Consider the following 14768-nt stretch of genomic DNA (forward strand, 5'->3'; position numbering starts at 1 on the left):
CGTACTTCTACTTCTATTTCGTCGCACTCGTTATCAACGAAGTGCCCACACAGTTTGTCTTCTCTCTTCTTAATGAACCCGCCCCGAAAGCGTAGATGCGTATTCTACTCATCTGCGCCGTCTTGTCAAACACTTTTTTCCGTTCTGTAGATTTTTTTTTAAGATTCATATTCATATCGATACCTAGCAGACGATTATATATGAATGCTACTCTTATAAATTTCTCTTACCTATTATTTCTTAAAATACGATAATGATGATGGCATACATCATTAAAATTTCTAATGAATAACTCAAGCAAAAAAAGTCACCGTACATAAAGCTGGCGATCTTCATTATTTTTTGCTACTCTTCGCAGTTCAACAATGGTGGCTCTATTGGTCCCTCCGCGACGATAGATTGTGAACCCCGTCAGGCCCGGAAGGGAGCAGCGGTAACAATTGATTCGGGCGCCGGGGTGCGGCTCTTAGAGCTGCCGCCCAACTTGTGAAAGCCCTATGAGCTATCTGGCATTAGCACGTAAATGGCGACCACGCACTTTTTCGCAACTGGTTGGCCAAGAACACATTAATAAGGTACTTATTAATTCGCTTACTCAACAGCGATTACATCATGCTTATCTTTTTACAGGAACCCGCGGTGTTGGTAAAACCAGTGTCGCTCGACTTTTGGCAAAATCACTTAATTGCGAGCAGGGCATTAGTGCAGAACCTTGTTTACAGTGTGAAACCTGTATTGCAATAGAGCAAGGGCGTTTTCTGGATTTAATTGAAATTGACGGAGCATCAAGAACACGCGTTGAAGATACACGTGAGCTTTTGGACAATGTGCAGTATGCTCCAACAAATGGTCGCTTTAAAATTTATTTAATTGATGAAGTACATATGCTGTCACAGCATAGTTTTAATGCTTTATTAAAGACCTTAGAAGAGCCTCCAGAGCATGTGAAGTTTTTATTAGCGACGACTGATCCCCAAAAATTACCAGTGACAGTGCTTTCCCGTTGTCTACAGTTTCATCTTAAGCATTTGGCAACCAAATTAATAAGTCAGCATTTAAAACATATTCTCAATGAAGAGCATTTAAGTTTTGAGACAGAAGCCTTAGATATCTTAGCAAAAGCTGCGAAAGGAAGTATGCGCGATGCTTTAAGCCTATTGGATCAAGCCATTGCCAGCTGTAATGGCCATCTAAATGCCCTGGAAGTTAAGGCAATTTTGGGTCACACCCAGCAAGATTATGCATCTCAGCTACTAGAAGCCTTAGCCACTGCCAATCCAGAAAAACTTATTCATCTTAGCCGACAAATTGCATTAGAGGGGGGGCATTTTCGATATGTGCTTGATGAGCTCTTACAGTCTCTGCATCAGATTACCGTTTTCCAAAGCCTTTCTGGTACTAACCCCTTAATTCATATTGAACCTCAGCTTATTGCGTTATCTAAACAATTCAGCCCAGAAGATATTCAATTATTTTATCAAATTGGGATCAAAGGCACTGAGGAAATGTACTTGGCGCCAACGTTGGCAATTGGTTTTGAAATGACATTATTACGGATGTTAACTTTCAGACCAGCCCCAAAGGAAACATCCCCTACATTGGTCTATGAAACTATCATTAGTAATAAACCCGCAATAGATTCGACGGAACACGAGTCTTTTCCTGCTATTGCACCACCATCACTTGCCCTTAAAGAATCGTATGAAAACGAGCCTATGGAAGAGGCTCCCGAAGAAGTGGACTCGCTTCCTCCGTTACAAGAGGAGGAGGCTCCGGACGAAGAAAATTGGATGCAGATATTAAGCAAGCTTCAATTAACCGGTTTAGCTTTAAATGCAGCCGAAAATGCGGAGTTAGTAGCAAAATCGGGGCGTGAAATCGTCTTTCGAGTTGCAAAAGGCCATCAGTCCTTATTTACTCCGACGGTAATCAATCGCATTGAACAAGCTTTAGCGACATATTATAAGGAAGCTGTTAAAATTGCTCTAACTAGTGATGAAGTGGTACAGTCATCGCCAGCTCAACAAAAACAAATTATGCAAAACCAACGTCAGCTGGAAGCTGAGTTTTCTATACAGCAGGACGTATTTTTTCAGCAATTAAAACAAGAATTTTCAGCCGAAGTGGTCAAAAATTCTATTGTCCCAATTAAAGATGAATTATAATTAACAAAATAACCCTACTGAGAGGTCAACATGGATATTAATCAAAATCTTGGCAACATTATGAAAGAAGCGCAAAAGATGCAACAACGCATGCAAGAAGCGCAAAAGCAATTGAGCCAATTAGTTGTTAAAGGTGTTTCTGGCGGTGGCATGGTGGAAGTTGAAATGAATGGCAGACACGAAGTTAATAAAGTTAAGATTAGCCCGTCATTAATGGAAGAAGATGTTGAAATGGTAGAAGATTTAGTGACAGCAGCCTTTAACGATGCCGCTCGTAAAGTCGAACAAGCCTCTAAGCAAAAAATCAGTGAGTTGACCGCCGGTCTTAATATTCCTACTGATTTCATGAAGGATGAAGAGAAGGAATAAGATAGGTAATGGATGCACTGAGTCGCTTGGTAGATGCTCTCCGTTGCCTGCCTGGAGTTGGTCCCAAATCAGCACAACGTATGGTGTTCCACTTGTTGCAACACCAACGCCAACGCGGCTTGCATCTGGCCTCTTGTCTAGAAGAAGCGATGCAAGTTATTGATCATTGCAAACGCTGCAATAATTATACTGAATCAGAATTATGTAAACTCTGTCAAAATCCTTCTCGGGATAGAAAAACGCTTTGTATTGTGGAAACACCTGCAGATGTTACAGCAGTTGAACAAAGTAACGCTTTTAGTGGTACTTACTATGTATTAATGGGCAAAATCTCACCACTTGATGGCATGGGTCCTGAGGATATAGGCTTGCCACGATTGCGCAATCTTGTTATCGAAGAAAATATTACTGAAGTGATTTTAGCTTTAAGCCCTACGGTAGAGGGCCAAACAACCGTACATTTTATCCATGATTTATTAAGTGAACATTCAGTACGTATTAGTCAACTAGCTCATGGCATTCCTTCTGGAGGCGAGTTAGAATTTTTAGATGGTAATACCATAGGCAATGCATTGCGAAATCGAGCCACTGTGAATGTATAAAATGTATAATATGAATCGATTACTACAGGGTTGTAGTCTATTTATCTTAATTTTCATCGCTAACATTGCGAATGCTTCTTTCAACAAAAGCCTTTGGCCTATTTGGGAAACAAACAATCCTTTATCACAAGCTATTATCCCCCACGACGAATGGCAAGAGTTTTTAAATAGACGCGTTATTACGGATGATGAAGGTATCAATCTGGTTGATTATGCCAACCTTACCGATGCAGACTACGATTTGCTTAAAAGTTACATCACAAAAATGAGTCATATTGATATTGATGCCTATAATCGTGATGAGCAACTTGCTTTTTGGTTGAATCTTTATAATGCACTCACCGTGCAAATTATTGCAGATTATTATCCTGTTGGTAGCATTGAAGAAATTAACATTTCCCCTGGATTATTTAGTATCGGTCCTTGGGGAGCCAAGTTAGTCACTATCAATGGCACACCTTTATCACTTGATGAAATAAATAATCGTATTATCCGGCCTGTTTGGAATGATCCTCGTACCCATTATGCTACTAATAATGGTTCAATCGGTGCAGCTAACCTCGGTAAAAAAGCCTATCGTGGTACAACCATAGAAACCGCGCTCAACGATGCTGCCTCCGAATATATTAATTCTCTTCGCGGGGCTCAAGTGATTGAAGGTGAATTAATCGTGTCAAAAATTTATGAATGGTATAACGAGGATTTTGGTGGATCTAAAGCAGATATTATTACGCATCTTAAGCAATTTGCTAAAGAACCGCTTCGCAGCCAGTTGAAACATATCAATACTATTGATGGTTATGTCTATAATTGGCATTTAAACAGTACAATTGTACCAAAACCGTGAAAACGAACTTTTTTCGCCATTACTTACTAAACTTCAGTCTGTTTAATCTGCTTTTTTTAATTTTGCAATTTATTTATGTCCTTGCTCAAGGTGGTAGTTTTCTTAAAACTATCCCACTTCCATTGGCTGTTTATCTACAAATTGCAACAGCAGGACTGATTCAACTCGTTCTTTACTTCTTACTAACATTACTGCAAATTTTTTGGCTTTGGGGATTAAAAGATAGTTATCTTGAAAAAATATCACTAGAGTGCTGGCAATTTATTATTTATTTTCTCTCAGTCACTGCAGTAATTACTCTAAATTGCTATTTTTTCCCCTTAAGTCTCTTTAGTCGTTTATTTTTACCGGATATACCCATAACATTAATTCAAATAATTATGATGTCCGTTTTATTGGGTTTATGTTTTTTAACAATGCATGCCTTGTTTAAAATCTATAAACAATATTCAATCTTTATGACTTTTTTATTAGGAGCCATTCTTTTTGCATCGATGGTGACATACTGGCAAAAGCCTACACCACCAAGTCGGCGCCAAACTGCGCAACCTAATATTATAATTATCGGTGTTGACTCATTAAGTCCAGAGCGCATCAATAAAATTAGCACCCCTAATCTCTATCAATTTTTTAATAATGGGGTTCATTTTAGAGAAACCATTACCCCGTTAGCACGAACCTATTCCGCCTGGGCAAGCATTCTTACTGGACTTTACCCTCTAGACCACCGTGCACGCTATAATTTAATGCCGCCTGAACTTGTAAACAGCTCGGAAAGTATTGCATGGACCTTGCAAAAGATGGGTTATCAAACGATATATGCCACTGACGAACGCAGATTTAGCCCTATTGATAGTGATTTTGGTTTTCAAAAAATTATTGGCCCTAGATTAGGGGTCAATGATATTTTATTAGGAACCTTTTACGATTTTCCTTTGAGTAACTTCCTCATCAATCTCCCTATTAGTCATTGGTTATTTCCTTACAATTACCTCAATCGCGCTAGTCATTTTTCTTACTATCCAAGTAGTTTTGATGATGCTTTAAATAGGGCAATAAAGCAAAGTAATCCAAAAAAACCGCTATTTTTTGCTGTTCATTTTGCCTTACCTCATTGGCCCTATGCTTGGGCAGCCTCATCACCAGCTGAGGTTGGTGATGTATACAGTGTGCAAGAACGGGAGGGATTATATTTTTCCTCTGTCCACGAAGCAGATAAGCAAGTGGGAGCGCTCCTAAAAAATCTGCAACAAGCAGGACTGTTAGAAAATAGTATGGTGATTGTACTAAGTGATCATGGTGAATCTCTGTATGAGGTAGGGAGCCGCAAAACAAATCTTCAGAACTATCAAGGCAAGCAGAAAAGTCAGCTCATTGATTATTTTAAACGAAAGACATCCACAGCTCTTGAGATGAGTGCAGGACATGGCTCTGATCTATTAAGTCCATCGCAATTCCATTGTTTATTAGGTTTTAATGTTTTTCATAACAATCAGTCTCTTATTTCGCCTAAAGAAATCAGTACCCGTGTTGCTCTAATTGATATTGCCCCCACGATCTACTCTTTCCTTAAAATTCCTTTAAAAAGGAATTTTGACGGTATTTCTCTGCTTAATGCCATTACAAATAACCAGACACTACCAGAAAAAAGAGTATTTATCTTAGAAAGCGGCGAGCTCCCTAACCAAATTGTTTCTCGAGAACGAGCCAGAATTTTAGGTAAATTGTTATACATGGTTAATCCAGAAAACAATCAGCTGCAATTAAGAAAAGATAAATTGCCGGTACTTGATGCCCTGAAATTATATGGCATCTTAGATGGCGATTGGCTTGTTGCTTTGTATCCTGATGACTATAAGTATATTACGGTGATTTTACGTCTAAGTGATGGCAAGTGGACTGATGATTTAAGCTCTTCATTTGCACAGAATTCGCCCATGCACCCACTGCTTATGGAACTATTGCAATTTTACCAACAAGAACTTGCTTCCTACCCCAAGTCAAAAGTCACCCCCGACCTCCTTGAATAATTGTTCAAGCATTTTATTTTCTAAAACTACCGCACCCGAATAAAGTTCCATAATGCGATTGATAGCATTTAAATTACGACGTCCCGGTTTCAATGGTTTGTGGGTACTATGACGCTCATAAGGCGTTGTGGTTATTAAGCGATTCATTAACTCCTCACGTACGGCTTCCATGATGCAATCAAGAACATGGTAAACCCGACCGATAGCTTCTTTTTGTTGCAGTGTTGCTAACGGCAAGGAGGCAATTTTTTGATCTTCTAATACCGCCGCCAATGTCCTCATCAAGTAGCAACTATCCTTATTAGCGAAATAACCATAGAGATCCAAGCATTCAGTAGTTGAGAAATGCTGAAAAAGGCTCAGCATGTATAAAGAAAATTTCTTATAATTCTCATTACTGTCGCCACTATTAGCAAATTGTTGTTGCAAAGTCATTGCTGTATCAATCAAACGATTTGGGTTAAACCAAAATTTATAAGCAAGAAATAAATCATTTAATTTATTTCTTATCACTAACTCATCCGAACCATCCAAAACAGGCAGACGCCACTCCTTCAAAGCGGCAATAATTAAATGCTGTGTTTCACTCTCAACATTAATGGTAATTCCAGGTGATAATTCTTCCCCATGGAATAAGTGATCATGCAACTCTCCTAGTCTCCGCTGCTTTAAAGTCTGCATCACTGTTAGATACATGCTTTCAATAAACTGATGAAGCATCGCAAGCCTTGCTTTAACAGATAATAATTTTTCTGGATGAAGAACTTGTTTGAATAGTTTATGAGGATTTACTTTAAAGAAAAAAATGTGGTTAATAGTCAAAGTAACTTCCTGTTGCTCAAACAATGCAGCTAATCGCAATATTTCCTTGTCATCTAACTGTGTCAGAAGCGCTAATGAAGAAAGAATATTCTCCCCAGCGTCATTGGCAAACGCCACGATTGCAAGAAGCCAATCAGAACAAGTATTAGCCTCTACTAACGTTTTAAGTTGCCCTGTCAGTGAGCGTTGTAAATATTCCACCGATTGTGGTTTAAGTCCATTTAACTGCTCCTGGAGGTATTTATAATGATATCTTAATTTGCGAATTATTTTGATCTCTTGCAACGGTGTCATGCTTAAGCAAATTTGTTGCTTCAGTGTTTGAATCGTAACATAACAACGTGAAGGACTATTCTCTGAAATAGAAATTGATATCTCTGACTCTTTTGAGCAATCAGGCTTCAATAAATGTAAAAGGTCTTGATATCTTAATGCCAGTTCCGAACAAAATTGAGCTGCTTCCTGAACGCGCATGCGCACATTTTTGCCATCTCCCATTGCTTTCTGCAAACGGCTTTCAATTTGTTTGATTTCATACTTAATTAATGCTTTTTCCCGGCAAGAATCAGTGACCAACCAATTTATTACAAATTGCTTAGCATCAACCATAGACTTTCCCCAACTATCATCCTGAAGCTGGAGCGCTTGACATGATTCAGAGCTTATCTTTTAGTCCGTGTTTTGCGCTCTAAAACTATCCTTTGCCAGGAGATTCAAAGGATAAATAAAATCCTACCCTACTATAGAACCCTGCTTTTAATAGCCTTAAGCCAATATCTCTAATTGCAGATAAGTATGATAGTTAATATTTATTTAAGCACGATGCTCCCATTTCTGCCACTTTGTCTTTAATTTAAAATCTCTAGCTACTATTTTTAGAAACTTCCGTTTCAAATAAGGATACTATCTTGGCAAGCTCTTGTGATTACCTGTTGAGGGAAAGCCTGCTTGTTAATGGACTTATCTAATTAGACTTTGCTAAGGTTTCAAGATAATTAGTTTTTAAAAAAATAGGAGATACCAATTATTGGTATCTCCTATTGAAGCTACATGTCAGCACCACTATCTGGCAGTAGGCGGGTAGTCTTGCCGTAAACAACTAATACTTTTTGTTTCACTTTCAGGTTTAAATCTTCTGCTTGTGCTACAGAAACGATCGCCCCGCTATTTAACTTGATAACATAAACGTAACCACGACCACCATCTAGATATTCACTACCAGGAGTCCTATCGTTTTTACCAGCTGTAGCAGTTTTGCTATGAAATTTTACAGGGCGCTTGGAGATAATCACTCCAGAAGCTACTTTTTTTAATTTGCCAACTTCATTAACATCATAGTCGCCAGGGGGAACATCCTTACATCCTGTCAATACTAGGCATAACGCTATTCCGAGGGCATAAAACAATTTATTCATTTCTTACTTTCTCCTGATTAAAAATTTAAATAGGTTCTGTTTACAATTCTGCTCTATTCTACAAATTAGACTCTCGTATTACCAGTGACCCCGCTTTGGTTAACCCATCAGACAAAAATTTCATTGAGATTGAGGCAAATAACAAGCAAACTGAGAATATTATTAAAATTCTATGGGACTACGATGCAAATTGTTTCACAGACAGTATATAATTTCGAAACTCTTAGAGGATCAAATTGGAGAACAAACTAAATGTTATCGCATCGAAAATATCTGTTAATTATTGACGATGCCCCCATGGACGAGCAACTAGTCGAATACTTTGCTAAATTTGACTATGATATCGTACAGTACTCCAATCTCTCAAAATTAGCCAAAGAAGACATGCCACCAACTGCATTATTGGTAAACTGGTCGTCCATTCATGCAGACCCTGCTACGATAGATAATTTATTTCATCGGTATGCCATCCCCCTCGTGGTAATCAGTGAGAAAATGGATGAAGATATTTGTGTAAAAATGTTAGAAGCAGGCGCAGATGATTTTTTGGTAAAACCAATTCATCCCCGTGAACTCCATGCTCGAATCAGTGCCATATCAAGAAGAGTACAACGCTCCACAAAAGAAATTGAACAGGAGAAAGAAGTTTTATTATTTGCCAATTGGCGTTTGTATCCAGCTTCGCGTCAAGTTTTTGATGATACCAGTCGTGGAGAGCTCCAATTAAGTGCTGGTGAATATGACTTACTGCTGGCTTTTGTACGACAGCCCCAGCGTGTTTTAGGACGCGAGTTCTTATTACAGTTGACTAAAAACAGTGATTTGACTCCTTTCGATAGGCGTATTGATGTCCAAATTAGCCGATTAAGACAGAAAATTGAAACTGACGCGAAAAAACCTGCGCTCATTAAAACTATTAGAAACGGCGGTTATTTATTCACTGCGCGAGTTTTGACCATAAAAGAAAATAGTGAAGTCAAATAGTTGCAACGACCTCATGTAATTATTTAGTTCTCCATTTGTTAGTTTTGAGCATACGCACGGTTTTAATCATATTTTCACTAACTTTTAAAATTTCGATTTGAAAGTTTTCTATTTGTAAACAACAATCCGATGGGGGAATATAACCCAGATGTTCAATAATTAAACCACTTAATGTCCTTGGCCCTATTGTAGGGAGTTGCCAACTGAGTAGTCGTTTTAAGTGACGAAGGGTAATACTAGCATCAACTATCACAGAACCATCTTCTTGCTGAATGATGTCTTTACTTAAATCCGCTACATCTGTGGTGAATTCACCAACTACTTCCTCAAGAATATCCTCCATCGTTACCAAGCCAAGCAAATCACCATATTCATCAACAACGAAGCAACTACGCTTTTTCACTTTTTGAAAATTTAATATTTGCACATTAAGAGGCGTAGCTTCAGGAATAAAATATGGCGCATCTGCAATCTTCAATAGATTATCCATGTCCAAACGCTCTTCAAGAACAAGATTTAAAACACTTCTAACATGCACTAGACCGACTAAATTATCAATCGTATCCCTATAAAGAGGTAACCGTGTATGTTGTGCTGTCTCTAATTCTTCCAATAATTTATGCCAGGGTTGATCTAAATCAAGGCCAACAACATCTGCCTTGGGTATCATGATATCTTCTACTGTTGCCAGCTCTAAATCCAATAAGCTTAACAGCATACTTTTATGTTCAACTGGCAATAATCCCCCAGCTTCATGCACCACCGAACGTAATTCTTCCCCCGATAATGCTTCCCGCTGATTTTTTTCAATTGACACGCCTAATAAGCGCAATATTAATGTTGTTATCGAACTGATAATTTGAACAATGGGGGCAAGAAGCGTTTGTAATAGTTTTAAAGGTAATGAGGCAGCAAAAGCAATCTGTTGAGGATGAAGAGCTGCCAATGTTTTAGGTGCCATTTCAGAGAACACTAGTATAATAAATGTCAGCAAAATGGTTGCAATTACCACACCCGCATCACCATATAAGCGTTGACCGATTAATGTAGCCACCATCGACGCTACGATATTGGCGAAGGTATTACCAATTAAAATAACACTGAGTAATCGATCAGGTCTCGTAAGCATCTGGTTGACTCGAATTGCTTGCTTATTATTTTTTTTTACCAGATAGCGTAACCGATAGCGGTTTAGAGACATCATTCCAATTTCTGAACCTGAAAAAAAGGCTGAAATAAGAATTAATACCACTAATACCAGTGAAAGGGTTGTTAAAGAGAACTGCACCGTGTCTCCCTCAGGTAATTAAGAACTTTCATCATAGCAAACCAGCTTTAATTCTCCTATCAAAGAGGCCATTCTTTGTCACCGAAAAGAGGACCAAATACGGCAGATTGTCCTACTGCTGTTGCCCAAAGCACATTGCCCATATCAAAATGCCACCACTCATAACGATAGGAAACAAAGCCCACCCCCTCCATCACCTTGCGTAAACAATCCCGCCTATCTTTTATTTCACTCTCTTCAAAAGATAGCTTGCTTTTTAAATCAAAATAACTGCTATGAGCTTTCTCACTGCAATCATCAAAGGATGTCCCCATATCCAATGGTTGGCCTTGGACAAGATCATACAACGTTAAATCGATAGCTCCTCCGCTAAGATGAGGGGAACAATAGTTATCACCAATTTTTGCTGGCGCAGCAACATATTTCAAAACCTCTGCTTGGTGTTCTTGCTCATTTAAATTTGGATATCTTTGGCGAATTTCTCGGCTCATCCAATCAAAGAGTTTTCTCTGCACCTCTCTAGGTCTATAAACATCCCAAATGAGAAAACCATAAGTCGCAGGCAAATTTGCTAGAGCTTTCAACAAGCCATCAAGAACGGCATATCGGCCAAAAATAAATGGATAGGGGCTAAATCCTTGTTCAAAATACGCGGAGCATATCAAGATACGTGGATGGATTTGGTTAGTAAATTCAACTGCCTCAAAGTCTTTTGACGAAAATTCTTTCTTAGACAACATCTTTTAATAAGGTGGTTAAGCACATTATTGATTATTCTATGAGAATGGAATGATTTATAAAAGCAGTCAAAACCTATTTTAAATATGATATAGTAACTGTTTTTGTACTTGAGTAATCGTCATGTTTGAAAATTTAACGGAACGTTTAACCCGCGCTTTTAAAACCTTGAGTGGCCAGGCACGTTTGACAGAAGACAATGTCCACGAAGCATTACGAGAAGTCAGACTATCCTTACTTGAAGCAGATGTGGCATTTCCTGTAGTTAAAGAATTTATAGATCAAGTTAAACAGAAAGCGTTAGGCCAGGAAGTTTCCAATAACTTAAAGCCTGAGCAAACCCTAGTTAAAATTGTCCACGATGAATTAATCCATGTACTGGGCGATACCCGTGCAGAATTAAATTTTAAAACACAGCCCCCTGCAGTCTTTTTAATGGCAGGTCTGCAAGGCTCTGGTAAAACCACTAGTGCCGCAAAATTAGCTCGTTACTTGAAAGAAACGGAAAATAAAAAAGTCATGCTCGTAAGTTTGGACGTGTATAGACCTGCAGCTATTGAGCAGCTTCAGTTGCTAGCCAACCAACTTGATGTCACCTTTTACCCTGCGCAAACACATGAACAACCATTAGCCATTGCACAAAAAGCTTTAGACAGTGCCAAAAAGCAATTTATCGATGTCGTAATTTTTGATACAGCAGGACGCCTGCATGTCGATATGGAAATGATGACGGAAATTAAAGCGATACATAAAGCCGTCAATCCCATAGAAACGCTGTTTGTTGTAGATAGTATGACAGGTCAAGATGCAGTCAATACCGCTAAAGCATTTCATGAAGCCCTTGCCTTAACTGGGATTATCCTGACAAAAACAGATGGTGATGCTCGTGGTGGTGCAGCTCTTTCTGTAAAATTTATCACAGGCCAACCTATTAAATTTTTAGGAAGCGGCGAAAAAATCGATCCACTTGAACCCTTCCATCCAGATCGCATTGCCTCACGTATCTTGGGTATGGGCGATATTCTTACTTTAATCGAAGAAGTTGAGCGTAAAGCCGATAAACAAGCCAGCGAAAAATTAGCTAAAAAACTGAAGAAAGGAAAAGGCTTCGATTTAGAGGATTTCAAACAACAATTACTGCAAATGAATAAAATGGGTGGTGTTGCAGGCATGATGAGTAAACTGCCCGGAATGAGTCAATTACCTCAGCAGGCAATGAGTCAAATCAATGATAAGGCGATGTCTCACACCATAGCAATCATTAACTCCATGACACCGAAGGAACGCCGTATTCCCAAAATTATTGTGGGCTCGCGTAAAAAACGTATTGCCCTAGGGTCTGGAACTCAAATCCAAGACGTGAATCGGTTGTTAAAGCAATTTGAACAGATGCAAAAAATGATGAAAAAATTTACCAAACCAGGCGGTATAAAGCAAATGATGCGTGGGATGGGTGGAATGACTGGTTTGAAGGGCATGTTCCCTGAGGATGACCGTAAATAATTCCAATAATCACTTCCAATGCCGAGTTAATTTTCGTACAATACACGGCATTTTTACGTAAACACTCTTAAAGTAGAGGAAATAATGGTCGTTATACGTTTATCAAGAGCTGGCGCTAAAAAGCGTCCTTTTTACAATATGGTTGTTACTGACAGTCGCAAGCGTCGCGATGGTAACTACATCGAACGGATTGGCTATTTCAATCCAGTTGCGCGCGGTCAAGAACCTCGCTTGCACTTGGAAATGGATAAGTTAACTCATTGGCAAAGCGTCGGTGCACAACTTTCTGATCGCGTTCGTGCTTTGGTTAAAGAATACAACAAGAAGAACAAAGACGCTTAATAATAGTGGACAAGGTTATTGATTGGCTCGTTATCGGTCGTTTTGGTCGCCCACATGGGATTAAAGGATTTGTTACTGTTCATTCTTTCACAGAGCCTCGTGATAACATCCTGCGTTACACTGATTGGCATGTCTATATCAACAAGCAGTGGCAACCTCTGAAGTTGCTTCGTGTAGAGATGAATGAAAAGTCAATTCTTGCGCAAATCGATGGCTATAGTGAACGTGAACAGGTAGCAGCTTTAACTCATGTTGAGATTGCTGTCGATCGCAAGCAATTACCACCACTAAAGGAAGGTGAATACTACTGGCATGAGCTTATTGGCATGCAAGTGGTGAATCAGCAAGGAATGTTGCTTGGTAGCGTCGCGGAGATTATGCCAACTGGTGCTAACGATGTTTTAGTGGTCGAAGGCGAAAAGCGGCACTTGATTCCGTACCTGCCAGGTCAGTTTGTTTCTGACATTAACTCTAGTCAACGTATCATCACTGTTGATTGGGACGCGGATTTTTAATGAAGTTACATTTGGGTGTAATCACCCTCATGCCCGAGATGTTTGACATTTTAAAACACGGTGTAGTTGGACGGGCAATTGAACAAAATTTGGCAAGGGTTGACTGTTGGAACCCGCGCGACTGGGCCCCAAGACCATATCGGCAAGTTGATGATAAGCCTTATGGCGGTGGCCCAGGCATGGTTATGATGTATGAGCCGTTGTATGGGGCAATTAGTCATGCAAAAACGCAAATGCCAACCTCTTGCAAGACTATTTATTTAAGTCCGCAAGGTAAGGTAATTCGCCAATCTGATTTAAATCAGGTGGCGAAAGAACATACTTCCCTGCTTTTCATTGCGGGTCGGTATGAAGGAATAGATGAACGGATCATTACTCATCATGCTGATGAGGAATGGTCGTTAGGAGATTTTGTTTTAAGCGGCGGTGAATTGGCAGCCCTGGTATTTATTGATGCGATTATTCGCTTATTACCTGGAAGCTTAGGGCATTTAAGGTCAGCGGAACAAGATTCATTTATGAACGGTTTGCTAGATTGTCCTCATTACACCAGACCAGCAACTATTAATGGCTTGGATGTGCCACCAGTACTATTGGGGGGTAATCATCGGGACATCGAGCGCTGGCGCCGAAAACAAAGTCTTGGTAAGACCTGGCTTAAACGCCCAGATTTATTAGAGAAAATACAGTTAAGTGATACTGATAAGCAATTGCTTATCGAGTTTAAAAGCGAACAGGGTAATTCCTGCTAAAGGAATACCAATTTGAGGAGTGACCATGAGCAAAATTATTGATCAATTAAATGCTGAGCAAATGCAAGGCAAAAACATTCCTGATTTCAGTCCAGGCGATACAGTTTTAGTGCAAGTAAAAGTTAAAGAAGGTACTCGTGAACGTTTACAGGCATTCGAAGGCATCGTAATTGCTAAAAGAAATCGTGGCCTAAACTCTGCTTTTACCGTACGCAAAATTTCTCATAGCGTCGGTGTTGAGCGTGTTTTCCAAACTTATAGTCCAGTCGTTGATAGCATTATTGTTAAGCGTCGTGGTGATGTACGTCGTGCCAAGCTCTATTACCTACGTGATTTAGCTGGTCGTGCAGCTCGTATTAAAGAAAAATTGGCTGGCAAAAAAGAAGATTAATACTT

The 14768-nt window shown here is 39.3% G+C and carries 15 protein-coding genes and 1 other RNA gene; 12 read left to right on the forward strand and 4 right to left on the reverse strand.

The genetic code is table 11. From position 1 onward, the window contains the following. Positions 1-375 precede the first annotated feature (375 nt). From ffs to Lbru_RS13635, 6 genes are all read left to right on the forward strand, one after another. Positions 376-472, forward strand: an RNA gene (ffs, locus tag Lbru_RS16640) — signal recognition particle sRNA small type. A gap of 25 nt (positions 473-497) precedes the next feature. Then, positions 498-2165: a DNA polymerase III subunit gamma/tau gene (gene dnaX / locus Lbru_RS13615; RefSeq protein WP_058442689.1), complete on the forward strand. Its 1668-nt coding sequence runs from the start codon at positions 498-500 to the stop codon at positions 2163-2165. 30 nt (positions 2166-2195) lie between these two features. Continuing rightward, positions 2196-2534 carry a YbaB/EbfC family nucleoid-associated protein gene (locus Lbru_RS13620; RefSeq protein ID WP_058442690.1) on the forward strand — a complete coding sequence of 113 codons (339 nt, stop codon included), beginning with the start codon at positions 2196-2198 and terminating at the stop codon, positions 2532-2534. A gap of 8 nt (positions 2535-2542) precedes the next feature. Next, positions 2543-3136: a recombination mediator RecR gene (gene recR / locus Lbru_RS13625; protein ID WP_058442691.1), complete on the forward strand. Its 594-nt coding sequence runs from the start codon at positions 2543-2545 to the stop codon at positions 3134-3136. A gap of 1 nt (position 3137) precedes the next feature. Further along, positions 3138-3983, forward strand: coding sequence for a DUF547 domain-containing protein (locus Lbru_RS13630; protein ID WP_131793547.1), 846 nt, complete (start codon positions 3138-3140; stop codon positions 3981-3983). Further along, on the forward strand, positions 3980-6013 hold the full coding sequence (locus tag Lbru_RS13635; protein WP_058442693.1) for a sulfatase-like hydrolase/transferase: 2034 nt from the start codon (positions 3980-3982) through the stop codon (positions 6011-6013). Before Lbru_RS13630 ends, Lbru_RS13635 begins: the two co-directional genes overlap by 4 nt. On the opposite strand, the gene Lbru_RS13640 is transcribed toward Lbru_RS13635, so the two are convergent. Further along, the gene (locus tag Lbru_RS13640) at positions 5984-7444 is read right to left on the reverse strand and encodes a hypothetical protein (RefSeq protein ID WP_058442694.1); all 1461 of its coding nucleotides are present in this window, start codon (positions 7442-7444) and stop codon (positions 5984-5986) included. The genes Lbru_RS13635 and Lbru_RS13640 overlap by 30 nt on opposite strands. Positions 7445-7881: 437 nt before the next feature. Beyond that, positions 7882-8250, reverse strand: coding sequence for a hypothetical protein (locus Lbru_RS13645; protein ID WP_058442695.1), 369 nt, complete (start codon positions 8248-8250; stop codon positions 7882-7884). A 252-nt stretch (positions 8251-8502) separates the two neighbouring features. Between Lbru_RS13645 and Lbru_RS13650 the strand changes: the two genes are divergently transcribed. After that, positions 8503-9234 carry a response regulator transcription factor gene (locus Lbru_RS13650; RefSeq protein ID WP_058442696.1) on the forward strand — a complete coding sequence of 244 codons (732 nt, stop codon included), beginning with the start codon at positions 8503-8505 and terminating at the stop codon, positions 9232-9234. A gap of 19 nt (positions 9235-9253) precedes the next feature. On the opposite strand, the gene Lbru_RS13655 is transcribed toward Lbru_RS13650, so the two are convergent. Further along, on the reverse strand, positions 9254-10522 hold the full coding sequence (locus Lbru_RS13655; RefSeq protein ID WP_058442697.1) for an HlyC/CorC family transporter: 1269 nt from the start codon (positions 10520-10522) through the stop codon (positions 9254-9256). Between the two features lie 59 nt (positions 10523-10581). Beyond that, positions 10582-11262 carry a M15 family metallopeptidase gene (locus Lbru_RS13660; protein WP_058442698.1) on the reverse strand — a complete coding sequence of 227 codons (681 nt, stop codon included), beginning with the start codon at positions 11260-11262 and terminating at the stop codon, positions 10582-10584. A gap of 121 nt (positions 11263-11383) precedes the next feature. Here Lbru_RS13660 and ffh point away from each other — a divergent pair, with 121 nt between their 5' ends. The 5 genes from ffh to rplS all read left to right on the forward strand — a co-directional run bounded on the left by ffh (position 11384) and on the right by rplS (position 14763). Then, positions 11384-12763: a signal recognition particle protein gene (gene ffh / locus Lbru_RS13665; protein WP_058442699.1), complete on the forward strand. Its 1380-nt coding sequence runs from the start codon at positions 11384-11386 to the stop codon at positions 12761-12763. An 84-nt stretch (positions 12764-12847) separates the two neighbouring features. Then, positions 12848-13105, forward strand: coding sequence for a 30S ribosomal protein S16 (rpsP, locus tag Lbru_RS13670; protein ID WP_058442700.1), 258 nt, complete (start codon positions 12848-12850; stop codon positions 13103-13105). A gap of 5 nt (positions 13106-13110) precedes the next feature. Next, entirely contained in the window at positions 13111-13620 is a 510-nt protein-coding gene (rimM, locus tag Lbru_RS13675) for a ribosome maturation factor RimM (protein WP_058442701.1), read from the forward strand. Then, positions 13620-14372: a tRNA (guanosine(37)-N1)-methyltransferase TrmD gene (gene trmD / locus Lbru_RS13680; RefSeq protein WP_058442702.1), complete on the forward strand. Its 753-nt coding sequence runs from the start codon at positions 13620-13622 to the stop codon at positions 14370-14372. Before rimM ends, trmD begins: the two co-directional genes overlap by 1 nt. A 25-nt stretch (positions 14373-14397) precedes the next feature. Then, positions 14398-14763 (forward strand): 50S ribosomal protein L19, encoded by a 366-nt coding sequence (rplS, locus tag Lbru_RS13685; protein WP_058442703.1) that lies wholly within the window; start codon positions 14398-14400, stop codon positions 14761-14763. Positions 14764-14768 lie beyond the last annotated feature (5 nt).

It is taken from the genome of Legionella brunensis (genome assembly GCF_001467025.1).
Lineage (GTDB): Bacteria > Pseudomonadota > Gammaproteobacteria > Legionellales > Legionellaceae > Tatlockia > Tatlockia brunensis.

Excerpts from the sequence above, each read along its gene's own strand:
- dnaX (WP_058442689.1), top strand. The coding sequence starts at position 498 with ATGAGCTATCTGGCATTAGCACGTAAATGGCGACCACGCACTTTTTCG.
- Lbru_RS13620 (WP_058442690.1), top strand. The coding sequence starts at position 2,196 with ATGGATATTAATCAAAATCTTGGCAACATTATGAAAGAAGCGCAAAAG.
- recR (WP_058442691.1), top strand. The coding sequence starts at position 2,543 with ATGGATGCACTGAGTCGCTTGGTAGATGCTCTCCGTTGCCTGCCTGGA.
- Lbru_RS13630 (WP_131793547.1), top strand. The coding sequence starts at position 3,138 with ATGTATAATATGAATCGATTACTACAGGGTTGTAGTCTATTTATCTTA.
- Lbru_RS13640 (WP_058442694.1), bottom strand. The coding sequence starts at position 7,444 with ATGGTTGATGCTAAGCAATTTGTAATAAATTGGTTGGTCACTGATTCT.
- Lbru_RS13645 (WP_058442695.1), bottom strand. The coding sequence starts at position 8,250 with ATGAATAAATTGTTTTATGCCCTCGGAATAGCGTTATGCCTAGTATTG.
- Lbru_RS13650 (WP_058442696.1), top strand. The coding sequence starts at position 8,503 with ATGTTATCGCATCGAAAATATCTGTTAATTATTGACGATGCCCCCATG.
- Lbru_RS13660 (WP_058442698.1), bottom strand. The coding sequence starts at position 11,262 with ATGTTGTCTAAGAAAGAATTTTCGTCAAAAGACTTTGAGGCAGTTGAA.
- ffh (WP_058442699.1), top strand. The coding sequence starts at position 11,384 with ATGTTTGAAAATTTAACGGAACGTTTAACCCGCGCTTTTAAAACCTTG.
- rpsP (WP_058442700.1), top strand. The coding sequence starts at position 12,848 with ATGGTCGTTATACGTTTATCAAGAGCTGGCGCTAAAAAGCGTCCTTTT.
- trmD (WP_058442702.1), top strand. The coding sequence starts at position 13,620 with ATGAAGTTACATTTGGGTGTAATCACCCTCATGCCCGAGATGTTTGAC.
- rplS (WP_058442703.1), top strand. The coding sequence starts at position 14,398 with ATGAGCAAAATTATTGATCAATTAAATGCTGAGCAAATGCAAGGCAAA.